Here is an 876-nt window from a genome sequence, read left to right as displayed (position 1 = left end):
CTGCCCGTTAGTTGAGAAAACGGCAGCCGAATATACGGCTGCCGTAAAATTCCTTTTTTATTGATGGCGATGATTACGACGTCGGCAACGTTATAGCGTTCGCAACCGATTGAGCTTATAAAGAAAAGACACCTATTCATTAGGTGTCTTTTGAGCTGCTGCCGGACTAATCTTGTAGTTGAATTTCGATACGTGCAAGGACACCAGCTGGATTATTTGCGCTTCTGTTTGCATTTGACGGAAAGTTAAAAGCGGCGATCACAATATCATTTACACCTCTCCGAAGGAAACGCCTAATATTAAACGATCTTCCCGGATTAAAGAATGAAACATTGTCCTGCGGATTGTCGATAACGACCGACCGTCCATTTATTAAAACGATGGCAAAGTTATCAACGGACAGGAATAAGCTAGCTCTCTCAATATCGTTTCCTATCGTAAATCTTCTGGCGACCACAGCAGCAGGACCGTTAGGGTCATTTCTTCCCCAAACGTACGATTCACCAGCTCGCGGCGCTACCCATGCCGGATTTCGCTCGATTTCAAGTGCATTTACCCAATTTCGATCTGTACTTATTCTCCTAGTTCTTTGACTAATAACAACCGGTTTTTGTGCATTCAATGATCTTTGTGCGGCAATCATCATTCTCATTGCCTTTGCTACGCTAACCGCCCGGATTCCGTTATGTCTTCTAGGTGCTTGTAGTTGTTTGACCGTATTATTTGCCTTTCTAATGACTGTTCTTTTGTGCATTTCATACTTCCTCCTTTTTTAACAACGAATCTTTAACATATATATGAATCCATGGATTTAATGGATATGGACAAATGATTAGTCAAATCGCTCAATTTCCTCAAATAAAAATATAGACCCCC

The 876-nt window shown here is 41.7% G+C and carries 1 protein-coding gene; it reads right to left on the bottom strand.

Annotated features, from left to right (window positions below):
• Positions 1-166: 166 nt before the first annotated feature.
• On the bottom strand, positions 167-754 hold the full coding sequence (locus tag NNL21_RS36055) for a hypothetical protein (protein WP_256555726.1): 588 nt from the start codon (positions 752-754) through the stop codon (positions 167-169).
• Positions 755-876 lie beyond the last annotated feature (122 nt).

The sequence above is a fragment of the Paenibacillus mendelii genome (genome assembly GCF_024498075.1).
GTDB lineage: Bacteria > Bacillota > Bacilli > Paenibacillales > Paenibacillaceae > Paenibacillus_Z > Paenibacillus_Z mendelii.
This window is presented reverse-complemented; position numbering and strand designations above follow the sequence as displayed.

What these genes read in the sequence shown, in the direction of transcription:
- NNL21_RS36055 (WP_256555726.1), bottom strand. Translation starts at nt 754, where the DNA reads ATGCACAAAAGAACAGTCATTAGAAAGGCAAATAATACGGTCAAACAA.